The 12,563-nt window shown below is 64.3% G+C and carries 10 protein-coding genes; 4 read left to right on the top strand and 6 right to left on the bottom strand.

The window, feature by feature from the left end; translation table 11 throughout:
* Positions 1-38: 38 nt before the first annotated feature.
* Entirely contained in the window at positions 39-1,430 is a 1,392-nt protein-coding gene (locus CYJ26_RS08730) for a glycoside hydrolase family 30 protein (RefSeq protein ID WP_024035347.1), read from the top strand.
* A gap of 117 nt (positions 1,431-1,547) precedes the next feature.
* Here the strand turns inward: CYJ26_RS08730 and CYJ26_RS08725 are convergent, their stop codons facing one another.
* The 3 genes from CYJ26_RS08725 to CYJ26_RS08720 form a co-directional block, all read right to left on the bottom strand.
* The gene (locus CYJ26_RS08725; protein ID WP_101638285.1) at positions 1,548-2,189 is read right to left on the bottom strand and encodes a TetR/AcrR family transcriptional regulator; all 642 of its coding nucleotides are present in this window, start codon (positions 2,187-2,189) and stop codon (positions 1,548-1,550) included.
* An 86-nt stretch (positions 2,190-2,275) separates the two neighbouring features.
* Positions 2,276-2,407 carry a hypothetical protein gene (locus CYJ26_RS11145; protein WP_276327964.1) on the bottom strand — a complete coding sequence of 44 codons (132 nt, stop codon included), beginning with the start codon at positions 2,405-2,407 and terminating at the stop codon, positions 2,276-2,278.
* Positions 2,408-3,190, bottom strand: coding sequence for an MFS transporter (locus tag CYJ26_RS08720; protein WP_211205877.1), 783 nt, complete (start codon positions 3,188-3,190; stop codon positions 2,408-2,410).
* A gap of 191 nt (positions 3,191-3,381) precedes the next feature.
* On the opposite strand from CYJ26_RS08720, the gene CYJ26_RS08715 reads away from it, so the two are divergent.
* Positions 3,382-4,713, top strand: coding sequence for an MFS transporter (locus CYJ26_RS08715; RefSeq protein ID WP_024035300.1), 1,332 nt, complete (start codon positions 3,382-3,384; stop codon positions 4,711-4,713).
* Positions 4,714-4,748: 35 nt separating this feature from the next.
* Positions 4,749-5,567, top strand: a complete 819-nt coding sequence (locus CYJ26_RS08710; RefSeq protein ID WP_276327963.1) for a MerR family transcriptional regulator — start codon at positions 4,749-4,751, stop codon at positions 5,565-5,567.
* 146 nt (positions 5,568-5,713) lie between these two features.
* Here the strand turns inward: CYJ26_RS08710 and CYJ26_RS08705 are convergent, their stop codons facing one another.
* Positions 5,714-7,444 carry a class I SAM-dependent DNA methyltransferase gene (locus tag CYJ26_RS08705; RefSeq protein WP_244902055.1) on the bottom strand — a complete coding sequence of 577 codons (1,731 nt, stop codon included), beginning with the start codon at positions 7,442-7,444 and terminating at the stop codon, positions 5,714-5,716.
* A gap of 241 nt (positions 7,445-7,685) precedes the next feature.
* Here CYJ26_RS08705 and CYJ26_RS08700 point away from each other — a divergent pair, with 241 nt between their 5' ends.
* Entirely contained in the window at positions 7,686-8,384 is a 699-nt protein-coding gene (locus CYJ26_RS08700) for a recombinase zinc ribbon domain-containing protein (RefSeq protein WP_101638284.1), read from the top strand.
* On the opposite strand, the gene CYJ26_RS08695 is transcribed toward CYJ26_RS08700, so the two are convergent.
* Both CYJ26_RS08695 and CYJ26_RS08690 read right to left on the bottom strand, forming a co-directional pair.
* On the bottom strand, positions 8,368-10,950 hold the full coding sequence (locus CYJ26_RS08695; RefSeq protein ID WP_101638283.1) for a DEAD/DEAH box helicase: 2,583 nt from the start codon (positions 10,948-10,950) through the stop codon (positions 8,368-8,370). The two genes, CYJ26_RS08700 and CYJ26_RS08695, sit on opposite strands and share 17 nt — an antisense overlap.
* Positions 10,950-12,506: a site-specific DNA-methyltransferase gene (locus tag CYJ26_RS08690; RefSeq protein ID WP_219619551.1), complete on the bottom strand. Its 1,557-nt coding sequence runs from the start codon at positions 12,504-12,506 to the stop codon at positions 10,950-10,952. The genes CYJ26_RS08695 and CYJ26_RS08690 overlap by 1 nt, the downstream gene beginning before the upstream one ends.
* Positions 12,507-12,563: the final 57 nt, after the last annotated feature.

The raw sequence follows: 12,563 nt of genomic DNA, 5'->3' as shown, positions 1-12,563 counted from the left end.
CCACTGCAAGGACGCATGAAACACAGAAGGAGACTTCCATGACAACACAGCCCACCTGGGTCGTCACCACCGAGCACGAGTCCTGGGCCACGCCCGCCACGGGTGTGGAGATCACCCCGATGGACGAGTTCCCCGGCGCCCTCATCCAGACTGACAAGCCCGCGCAGGAGATCGAGGGCTTCGGCGTGTGCTTCAACGAGCTGGGCTGGACCTCGCTGGCCCGCCTCACGGAGGACGAGCGAGCCGAGATCCTCACCGAGATCTTCTCGCCCGAGGGCGGCAACGCCTCGGTGTGCCGCATGCCCGTGGGCGCCAACGACTTCTCGATCGACTGGTACTCCTACGACGAGGCCCCCGGCGACTTTGAGCTGAAGGACTTCTCCATCGAGCACGACGAGGCCACGCTCGTTCCCTTCATCAAGGCCGCCCAGGCCGTGCGAGGTGACCTGCGCCTGTGGGCATCGCCGTGGTGCCCGCCGACCTGGATGAAGACCAACGGCCACTACGCCTGCGGCGTGCCCAGCCCGATGGCCCAGCAGACCCGCTACGACAACGGGCTGACCCCGGACCGCACCATCCCCGAGGGCACCGACGGCTTCATCCTCGACGAGGAGCACCTGGACGCCTACGCCCGCTACTTCGGCAAGTTCATCGACGCCTACGCCGAGCACGGCATCGACATCTCCATGGTCATGCCGCAGAACGAGTTCAACTCTGACCAGGTCTTCCCCTCGTGCACCTGGACCCCGGCGGGCCTGGCCCGCTTCCTGCGCCACCTCGTGCCCGAGATGAGCAAGCGCGACGTCGAGGTCTTCTTCGGCACGATGGAGCGTCCCAACGAGCGCCTGGTGGAAGAGGTCCTGGCGGATCCCGAGATCGGGGACAAGATCCGCGGCATCGGCTTCCAGTGGGCCGGCAAGGGGGCAGTGCCCTACATCCACCACGCCCACCCCGAGCTCAAGATCTACCAGAGTGAGCAGGAGTGCGGTGACGGCAAGAACGACTGGCGCTACGCCCGTTATGCCTGGACGATGATGCGCCACTACTTCAACCATGGCGCCAACGTCTACGACTACTGGAACCTGTCCCTGGACGAGGGTGGTGTCTCGCGCTGGGGCTGGAGCCAGAACTCCTTCGTCACGGTGGACCCCGCAGACGCCACCTACACCTTCAACTACGAGTACTACATCTGGAAGCACCTGGCGCACTTCGTCCAGCGCGGTGCCCGCTTCCTGCCGACCCTGTCCTACACCGGCTACGAGAACGTGCTCTCCTTCGCCAACCCGGACGGCTCGATCGTCATCGCGGCCCAGAACGACATGACCAGCGAGCTGCCGATCGTCTTCGGTGCGGGCGGCAAGCTCATCAAGGCCACGCTGCCGGCTGACTCGATCTCTACGATCCACGTGCCGGCTGAGCTGCTGGCCTGACCGGGTCTGCCGCCCTGGTCCGGGCTGCATGCCCGAGCCTGGACCTGGCCTGTCCAGCAAGTAACGCAGGCGGGCCGGACGGTGACCTCACCGTCCGGCCCGCCTGCGTCGTCGTCCTCAGCGGTAACCGTCCCAGGTAGGGGAGGGGAAAAGCACCGGCTCCCAGCGCGCCCACTCCTGGCTCAGCGAGACCGCGGGCCTGCGGAAGGAGCGGATCTGGGACCCGTCCATGGCCTCGATCGCCATCTCCACCAGCGGGCGCATGCTCGGCCAGCCCCCCTCCTTGCGGACCTGCGGCGGAAGGCGCCAGGTGAACTGGGAGTAGAACTCCCAGACCTGCTCAGGGCGGTTGATGAAGTAGTGGTAGGCCGGGTGCTCCGGGTCGGTCGCCTCCACGCCCAGCGTCATGTACAGGCCCATGAGCTGGGGGCGGGCCTCGTTGAAGGCCACGAGGTAGCGGAAGTAGGCCGGCAGGCTGATGCCCTCGGGGTGGGTGGCGGCCGGGTCCCCGGAGTCGATGAAGTCCTGCGGCGTGCCCTGGCGGTCGTAGCGCTGGTCCAGGAGTAGCTCCAGCAGCCCGTTCTTGGTGCCGATGTAGTGCAGCAGCCCGGCCTGGGTGATGCCGACGGCGTCGGCCACCTCCTGCAAGGCCAGTCCGCTAAAGCCGTGGCGGGCCACGAGGTCGGTGGCGACGTCGACGATCTGTTCGCGTCGCTGCTCGGCGGTGAGTCGGAGGCGCTTGGTGCGGCTGGTGGTCATGGTGGCTTTCTGGGTCGGCAGGAGCGGGGAGACGACGACGGCGGCCCCGCCAGAGCGGAGCCGCCGTGTCCAGGATCTGGCGCGGGTCAGCGCACGGACTTGATCAGGAGGATCCAGACGCAGCCCGCCAGCGCGAAGGCGATCGAGATCGGGAAGACTAGTGCGTAGCTTCCGCCCTGCGCCGATACTACCGAGGCGGTGATGAGCGGACCGCACATCTAGCCGAGCGTGGTGGACATGTTGAGGATGCCCAGGTCCTTGCCGGCCTCCTCGGGGTTGGGCAGGACGTCGACGTTGAGGGCCTGGTCGACCGCGCCGTAGACGGCGTAGCCGAAGCCGGCGATGAGGGCGAACATGTACATACCCGTGGTGGTGGGGGTCAGCCAGGGCATGGCCACACCGACGGCGAAGCAGGCCGAGGCGAAGACAACCGGCACCTTGCGGCGGCGCAGCAGGTCGGAGATCGGTCCGGAGATGAACCCGCCGACCAGGCCGGCGACCATGATGATGGAGTTGGTCAGTGCGACGGTCGCGGCCACCTGCCCGGCGGACAGGGCCTGGCCGGAGTCCTTGAGGTGGTCCTGGATGATGTAGAGCTGGTAGGCGTTGATCATCTGGTAGGACAGCAGCATCGTGAAGCGGCCGATGAAGGCCTTCCAGAAGTCCGCGGCGCCGTGGATCGGCGGGACGAAGGACATCAGGACGTCCTTGAAGGAGGAGGCCGGAGCCTCAAGGTCCTTGGCCGAGCCCTCGCGAGGCCACGGCAGGACGGCCGCGATACCGGAGACACCCATGAAGATGCCGCCGAGCAGACCGCCGCCCACGACCCACGGGGTGCGCCGACCCAGGCGCGAGCGGGTGCGGTCGGAGAAGTTGCCGAAGACGAGGTTGGACACCAGGGAGACGACGGCGGTGACCGTACTGATCGAGGCGAGCAGTGCATTGGGGTCCGCCGCGCCCAGGTCCTTGAGCCGCTGGGGCAGCAGCACGGTGGCGACCATGCTCAGGCCCAGCGCCCACAGCACCGAGATGGACAGGAACCCGGCGGCGAAGCGTAGGAAGGTTCCTCGCGCCAGGGACGGAGTGGTCTCGGGCGCAGCCTGGGTGGGCGCGTTCGTGACCGCGGTGGTCGTGGCGTCACGTCGGCTCGCGGTGCCGGTGCCGGGCGTGGGGGACGTGGGAGGCTGTTCCTATGCGCCTGACCGAGGACCTCAAGGACCTTGCCTCCGTCCGAGCCTTTCGGCTACTGCTCGTCGTCAGGCTCGTGTCCCAGAGTGGTGACGGGATGGTGCAGGCGGGACTGGCGACGCTCTTCTTCTTCCAGCCCCAGAACATGACCACCGCCAGTGGGGTCGCCTGGGCGCTGGTGGTCATGCTGCTGCCTTTCAGCGTCGTCGGACCGCTGACGGGTCCCTTCATCGACCGCTGGCGGCGCCGCAACACCCTCGTGGTCGGCAACCTGCTGCGCGCCGGCCTCATCGCAGCCACGGCCCTGGTCCTGCGCCAGTGGGGGATCGGGGTGGCTGTCTACGTCCTGGTCCTCGTGGCGCTCGGGATCAACCGCTTCCTGCTGTCGGTGCTCTCAGCCGGTCTGCCTCAGGTCATTGACCACAAGCGTCTGCTCGTGGCCAACTCCCTCGTGCCCACCCTGGGAGGCGCGGCGACGGCGGTCGGGGCCGTGATCGGCGTCGTCCTGCGCCTGGTGCTGCCAGCCGGAGCCGTGCAGGACAGCGCGAGCCTGGCCTGCGCCGTCGTCCTGTACGTGGGCGCCGCGGGGGTGGTGGCTCGGCTCGGGCGTGACGAGCTGGGGCCGCAGCGGCTCCGACAGGGGGGCGGGCTGGGCCGCGCGCTGGCCCGTACGGTCGGAGACCTGGCCGACGCGGTGCGCTATCTGGTCCGGCGCGGGACGCCGGGGTTGGCGCTGAGCACGATGGCTCTGCACCGCTTCGTCTACGGCATGGAGCTCATCACCCTCATCCTCACCTCTCGCAACCTCCTGGCCCCCGGTGGCGACGCCGACGCGGGCCTGGCGGTCTTCGGCACCCTCATGGGGGCGATGGTGGCCGGCCACGGCCTGTCCGTCATCCTCACGCCGCTCGCCCACGAGCGGATCGCGCCCTCGACGTGGATCGTGTGCTGCCTGCTGGGAGGGACCGTGGGCCAGATCGTCCTGGTGGTCACGCACCACCAGCTGGCGATGACGATCGGCATCTTCGTCTTCGGCGTCGGCGTGCAGGGCGCGAAGATCGCCGTTGACACGATCGTCCAGGCTGACACGGACGACGCCTACCGAGGCAGGGCCTTCTCCATCTACGACGTCCTGTTCAACACCGCGGAGTGCGTGGCGGCCGGGGTGGCGATCCTCGTGCTGCCGGACACCGGCTGGTCGCGGGTGGTTCAGGGCGCGCTCGTGGTCTTCGTGTGGTGCGTGGCCGCGTGGTACGGCCGCGGAGTGCGGCGCCTCGGGGACCGGCCACGACCCGTGACAGGGCTGCCGGGGCTGGAGGGCTCGGCGCAGGCTTGACCCTCACGCTGCGTCAGGCACGAGGCTCGGTGGCCGTGAACGATCGCGCCAGAGGGGAGAAGGACGTGGTGGAGGACGAGCTCACGGTGGGGCAGGCCGCACGGATGGTCGGGGTGTCTGTACGCACCCTGCACCACTGGGACGAGATCGGGCTGGTCAGCCCCTCGGCCCGCTCGCGGTCTGGCTACCGGCTCTACAGCAGCGACGACGTCGCCCGCATCCACCAGGTTCTGGTCTACCGGGAGACCGGTATGGGGCTCAGTGACATCGCCACGGTTCTTGGTGATCCCTCGACCCAGGCCTCCGGCCACCTCCTGCGTCAGCGGGAGCTGCTGATTCGGCGCATCGATCACCTGACCCGCATGGTGCGGGCAGTGGACACGATGATGGAGAAGACCATGACGGGGCAGGTACTGAACGCTCAGCAGCGTGCTGAGATCCTCGGCCGTGACTGGGACCCAGCCTGGGAGGAGGAGGCTGAGCGACGCTGGGGAGACACCGAGGACTGGAAGGTCTCCACTCGGCGGATGGCCTCCATGAGCAGGGAGGATCTAGAGGTGGCGAAGAAGCGGATCGAGCGCGTTGAGGAGCAGCTGGCCCAGGCGCTGCGAGAGGGCGTGGAGCCGGGCAGCGAGCGGGCCAACGCGCTCGCGGAGGAGCACCGGGCCTGTATGAGCTGGTTCGACGTGACGCGGTCCAAGCACGTGCTGATCGCGTGCAACTACGTCCAGGACCCGCGCTTCGCCGCCCACTACGACGAGCGTGAGCCGGGCCTGGCTCGGTGGCTCAAAGACGTTATTGACGTCAATGCTGCGGCACACGGCATCGACCCCGCCACGGCGCAGTGGGAGTAGCCGAGCCGCAGGGTGTGGCCAGGAGCCGTGCTTGCGCTGATCGGGCCGGGCTTTGATGACTGGGGCGTGCCTCCCGAGGGATGGGAGGCACGCCCCAGTCGTTGAAGGCCGTTCGCGTGGCTGAGCGGTCGTTCCAGCGGTGCTGTTCAGGCGCTGGGATCGGCGGTGGCCCGCGCGTAGAGGGCGAAGAGATGGGCGACGATGGCGCGTTCTCTCTCCTCCTCGCCCATCTGCGCCGGGAAGCTGAGGCCATAGGCCTGCTCGACGGCGAGGTCGAGCGCTCGGTGTGCGGCGGTGAGCGCCGGGTAGAGGAAGTCGTTATCCGGGTCGTACAGGTCTGCGAGACTCGCTCCTTCGTACTGCGCTCGTGCGTCAAGCACGGCCTGGGCGCAGTGCTCGATCTCAGCGCGCTGCGTATCGGTGGCATCTGGCCAGACCAAGGTGTTGTAGACGATGGTGTTGGCGTAGTTGTAGTCGGACTTCAGCCGTCCTGCGACCACACGCATCCAGGCGTTGTGGACCCGGGACATGAGAATCCCGAATATATCGAGGCGATCCGTGGGGATGAAGTAGAGCTTGTTCCCTGGAATCATGCCGTTATGCACGAATCCCATGGGGATATAGTGACGGCGCTCCGATGAGACGGCGGGGACGGCGATGTAGGTGCCGTCCCTAAACAGTCCGTTGGGTCGAAACTGATGGGGGCGGTTAGCAAGTTTGAAGGCGTCTCCGGTTGGAGTTTGCTCTAGCCGCCATGAGTGGCATGCATCGACGCGTGCTCGAACCTCTGGATGTTTTGTGAGTGCAGGGAGATCGAAGTCACTCAGCCACAGGCAGTATCGATCTTGTCCCTTGATGAACTCGGCGCCCATCGAGAATTCCCTCACCCATTGCACGGCGTCAGGATCCTCGTCTAGGAGTGTCGATCGTTCAGTGTCAGAGAGAATGAGGTAACCATGGTCAGCTGGCTTAAAACCTTGAGCCATTGCAGGTACATCCCCTAGAGGCTGGCTCCGCCGCTCAATGAAGGCGTCTGGTGCGTCCACGAGGTAAGCATTGATATGCGCGACCTCGCGGACGGAGGAGGCTCCGCTGTTGTGCTCGAACAGGAGCTTCGACGTCGGAGACTCGTAACTGAAGCCCACGATGACGACGTGCACATGTGCCTGGTCGGAGGCCTCGTTGCCCCAGACGAAGCTGCGGTGCGCGAAGGTGATGTCGACGCCGTCGTTAAACAGCGGCTTCCAGATCGGGGTGACCTGCTGCCCCTGACATATCGAGTTCGTGGAGACGAAGGCGGTATGGATTGCCGTCCCGCGCATGTACTGCGCCGCCTTGACGTACCAGCAGGCCACGTAGTCCACCGTCTTGACCTTGCCGAAGAGCCGAGCGCGATCGGCATTCTGCTCTGGCGTGAGATTCGAGTAGCCGATGAACGGTGGATTGCCCATGATGTAGGAGCATCGCGAAGCTGGCAGGAGGTCATTCCAGTCCATGTCGAGGGCGTTTCCCTCAATGATCGTGGCGGCGTCGCGCAGCGGCAGGTCTTCGACCTCACGCTGGATGATCTCCGCTGTCTCCGCATTGGCTTGGAGCTCTGCGATCCACAGCGCGGTGCGTGCGACGGAGGCTGCGAAGTCGTTGATCTCGATGCCGTGGAACTGGGCGAGCTGCACCTTGATGGCAGACTCACCCACGCCCTCGAACTCCAGTGCCGTCTGCGGCCCCTGGAGGACGGAGAGCACCTTGTTCTCCAGGCGTCGCAGGCAGATGAAGGTCTCGGTGAGGAAATTGCCGCTGCCAGCAGCCGGATCGCAAACCGTATCGAAATGGATACAACGCCATGTAGGGCGTGGATGAGGCAGATGGGGCGACACCAGCGCGTGACTTGGGGAAACGCGCGGTCGTGAGAGGTGCCGGGCGGCCTACCCGGACGGTGCGGTTCCGGTATCTACTATCGCCGTGTGGCGTAGTCGAGCACCGTGAACCACGGCGGGTCCGGATTGCCGTGAAGCGCCAAAAGGTTCGGTAAGCGCCAAAAGGTAGTGGCGGTTACGGCTTGCTATTAACCCTGATCAGAGCGTGTATGTACGTGACGCAAAGACAGGAGCCGCCACCATGCATTACCCCGATCTGGCAACAGTACAAGCTCGCCTGACCTACCGGCTGACCAGCTTCCTCCTTGAAAATCTCGCCGCCGGGCACACCGTCGAGTGGATGGACGCATTCCGCGCCCAACGCCACGTCGCCGAGACCCTCGGCATCGCAGACCGCGAGTTGCCTTGGCTGGGCACTCGCGTCGACCCGCAAGGCTACAAGTCCTTCGGGCTTCGCATGTCTGGCAAGATCGTCTGCGGCGACTGCGGACGGAGGTTCGGCCACAAGACCTGGCACTCGGGCACCCCGAACCGGGTCGACGTGTGGGAGTGCCCCACGAACTACGTCAAGCGCGGCACCTGCGCCACCAGCCACCTCTACCAAGAGGTGTTGCTGGTGAAAATGGCCGAAGCGTTGCAGGTGCTCGCTGTGCGCAACCGCGCGGCGGTCGACCAGGTGGTGGACAGCCTGCGGGCAACGGGTGTGCGGCGACGCCCATCGACGCTCCACACGGCGATCGACAAGCTCCTGACCGCGCCGCCGACACAGATCACCCTCCACCTCCCGGATTTCCTTGCCGTGCTGGAGGGCGGGTGCATGCTCACCGACGGCAGGCTCGGCTTCGTGTTCATCACCGGCGAGGCCGTCACCCTCGACCTGCCGCACCGCTGGAGCCCCCTGCTCCGCGCGGACAATCTCGCAGCTACAAGGTGTTGCTGACCGGGCTGGCGAAGGCTTTCAGGTCTTCCCAGGAGTCGGCGCGGGCCGTGTCTTGCTCGTAGGCGATCAGATACCCCCAGTGCTGGCCAGCGTAGGCATCCTCAGCAACCAACCGTCGCACCAACGCCTCGGCAGCCTTACGCTTGGCCTGCACCTTGGCGTCGTCGCGGCCGCGCTCGTCCTTGCCCTCGATGATCCAATGCACCCCGTTGGTGTCCAAGGCTACGAAGTCTGGGAAGTAGCGATCTTTCGCGTTGTAGTACACGAACGCCTGGTCTTGCGGATGCAACCGGTGCCACCACACGATCCCGGGTGAGGTGTTGAGTAGGCGGGCGAGCTGGTATTCGCCGGTGAAGGAGTCGAAGGATTCCTCGGCGAACAGCGACTTGAACCAGCCGCCGTAGACCCGGCCTCGTACGAACTGGTCTCTGGTTTCGATCTGGTCATGTACCTTTTCTCCGAGCGGGAGCGTGTAGCCGGTGCCTGGCATGGGTTTGGGGTGAATGGTCGGCACTTCGCGGGTGGCGCGCAACGTCTCGGTCGTGTAGTTCTTGATGAGCGCCAGGAGTTCGTTTCGTGCGGAGTCGAGGGACTTGACGGTCCAACCGGTGAACGTCACCGCTTGCATGAACTTTGGCACCAGGAACGTGGCGACGTAGCGGGCAGTCTGCTCGGTCTTGGGCACCAGCGACATGTTGACCACCAGCTTGATCAGCGCATCCCGCGCGTCGGTATCGTCGACGTGGACGGAGTCGACTTCGGCGCTCTCCCGATCCGCAGCCCGTAGCTTCTTGCCCAGAGCGGCGATGATCTCCTTGCGCAGCAGCACGTCCCCGGCAGAGGTGACCCGACGAGCCGCTTGCTCAATCTCGGTGTCACTAATTTCGGACAGGTCAATGGGCGGTTGTTGCACGGTCATCGTGGTTACCGGGAACTGGTAGGCCACGTCAGCAAAGCTCGGATTCCGCCCGATCGAGACAAGTTCCCAGGTGGGCTCATCCTCCTGTTCGGTGATGGCGCGAACCCCGACACCGGGCAAACCCGCACCCGGGGAATCACTGCCGCCGACGGGAACGGTGCCCGGCTGCAGAGCCACACCACCGGCGACCTCACCACTGGCACCGGTGCCCGGTTCAAAACCGGTTGTCGCCGTTGGTTGGTCACCACCGGTCGTGTCTGTGCCTGTATCCGTGTTGGACTCTTCGGCGGCTTTACGGATCGCCTCTTCTACCTTGGCTTTGTCGGGTTCGGGGACGGCTTCGTCCAATCCGAACTGCTGTAGCACGTTCTCGGCGTTCAACAATTCGGTGAAGGATTGGTGAGCGATGATGTCGAGCTGATCGATCTGCCACACGCCCGTGTACTTCCCGAACGGCAAACGCAGTCCGCGCCCCATGGTCTGCTGGGTAAGCACTTCGGAGGCCATCGCCCGCAGTGTCACGACGACCGCGATGTTTTTGACATCCCAGCCTTCCTTGAGTTTGTTGACACTGACCACTGCCAGCACAGGCGATTCGGGTCGGTCCAATTCGTCGAGGCGACGCTGGGTCAACTCATCCTCGTGCTTGGAGTCCACCTGCAGCACAGCCGATTCCCGGCCGAGGTATTCCGGGGTGCGCAGCAACTCGGCGACCTGTGTGGCGTGCTCCACATCCGAGCAGACCACGAACGTGACCGCATTCACATGATCGTGGTTCTGGGAAGCCGCGTACGAGTCGTAGTAGGCCTGCTTGAGCGCACGTAGCTGCAGAGCGTCACGTAGCTGCTGCTCCTCAGAAGCCTCGTCGGTGCCATATCCAGTCTTGCGGAACGCCAACACCGGAGCCTTCACATACTTGTCGGCGATCGCCCGGTATAACGGGTACTCGAAGATCACGTGATCGGTCTTCTTATCCACCGACGCCGTTAAACCGATCGCCGCTGCTGGGTCGAGTTCCTTCAGCGCGGCGTTGAACGCTACCGCGCTGGAACCATACAAGTGTGACTCGTCCGCGATCACGACAAGGTCATCGAGGTTCTTCAGGTAGTCGAAGAGCACACCGGCGTTTTCATCAAAGCGGCGGGGCTTACGGCGCATCGCATCCTGCGTAGCACCGTGGGTATCACCCTCGGCCTCTTTCGGCGCGATCAACTGCTGGATGTTGAAGATGAACGCCAGCATCGGGGTTTCCCGCCCGAACGAAAGCTGGGCGGGGCCGTTCTGCCGGGCGATCCACGCCGAATAATCCTGCGGCGTCACCACCTCTGGTGGTACCGGTGAGCCAGCGATATAGCGGGGGGAGCCGGGAGTGAAGTTCTGCACCGTCTTCGCCTGCACCGTCTTACCGGGCGTCACAATCACCACATTGCCCACACCCTGACGACGCAAATACTCCACGAACGCCGCCATCAAGTAGGTCTTACCCACACCCGTGGCGAGGTTGAGCACCTGCATCACAGCCGGGTCGTAGTCACCATCGAGGGTGAAGATGAGCTGACGGAGCGCTTCCTTGTTCGGGGCACGAAGATCAAACTCGGCACTGATCGACTCCAACATGTCCGAATCAAAACTGATGTTGAGCCTCATCACTGGTCACCACCCTCGGAATAGCGGAACACATCATCGGGCAGGGCAACCACCCGCGACCCCTTCACCAGCTTGCGCAGGTGCTGACGCACGCCGTCCATGACGGTGGTAGCGGCCAGCACGATCGTCTCTCCGGGCTGGATTTGGGAAGCTAGCCAGTCAACGATCTGAGGCGTGGCCACACCCTCCACGACCTTCAACAGAGCGTTACCGCGTCGAGCGTCGAACACATAGTCATCGTCCGGGTGCAACAGCGTGAACCCGAGGTTGGCAGCCACCGAGTCGATCAGGGTCTGTCCGGTCGCGGCCGCAGTTAGCATCACCCGGTCCAGTTCAGGGGTGTAGTCGAAACACGCAGGCGACAGATGGGCGACCTGGAAGCCGCCGCCACCACGCCAGTTGACCACTTCCTTCGTGCGCCTGGTCTTCGAGGCAGCCTTCAAAGACTTCACCTCGACGCTCTTCTTTAATTCCGGGTCGCCCTTGATCAGCTTGTTGAGCACGCTCGTGAACTTCGCCGCATCCTCCGGCGAGACACCATCAGGCAGACCGTCCACGGCCGCATCAACCCGTTCACCCTTCGTCCGCGTAATACCACCGGGATCTTCGTTATTGACGACCTTCTCCAGACGGGGACGCGTGAACGTGTTGAACGTCGATTCGAGCAGCTCACACGTCACCCAACGCCGCCCCATCTTCTGCGCCACCGCCGCCGTCGTCCCCGACCCAGCAAACACGTCTAGCACGATGTCTCCCGGGTTCGATCCGATGTGAATGATGCGTTCGAGGAGACGCTCCGGCTTGGGGGTGGAGAACGGCTCGGAATCAGGGAACAGGCGACGCAAGTGGTCACGCTTTGCTTCCTGGTTTGATCCAACCTCTGATGCCGGCCACCAGGTTCGCGGAACCACGCCGCCTTGGACTTCGTTTAAGTAACGCTTAATCACCGGGAGTGAATCCCCGTTCGCGCCGAACCAAATACGTCTCTCTTTCCTTGCAGCTTGAAAGGACGCGGCAGAGAAACGCCAGTATGACCCGGGTGGCGGGACAACTTCACGGCCAGAGGGCAGCTTGATCTGGAACCGGTAATCCTCGGAGCCTGATTTTGCAGTTCCATTGTCACCCTGTCGCCAGGGTCCGCGTGGATCATTATCTGGATTTTGATACCGTTCGATCTGCGCTGCGCTTCGTGGCAGTAGGTTCCGGACGCTCTTAAAGTCGATGGTCGGTGACTTCTTATACACGAGAATCAAATCCTGGGCGGATGAGATATCGGTATCATTGCGCGCACCCTGCGCTTTCTCCCATGCGATAGTCGTCACAAACGAGCCTGGGGAGAACACTTCATCCAGTAAAAGGCGCATTCGGTGCACCTCCACGTCGTCAAGGTGTACCCAAATCGAACCGTCAGCAGATAGCAGCTTCTTCATGTGGAGCAGCCGGTCGCGCATCATGGTCAACCAGATGGAGTGCTCGAGGTTGTCCGGCTCTTCACGAACGAGGGTGTAGTCGGTTGAGCGCGTCGGTGGCTGGGTAGGGGTCGAGGTCTCCCGGATGATGGAAGTTCTTCACGCTCGCCATCCCGAAAGACCTCGACGTGCTCCACCCTACTT

This window comes from Actinomyces urogenitalis, assembly GCF_002861525.1.
Lineage (GTDB): Bacteria > Actinomycetota > Actinomycetes > Actinomycetales > Actinomycetaceae > Actinomyces > Actinomyces urogenitalis.
This window is presented reverse-complemented; position numbering and strand designations above follow the sequence as displayed.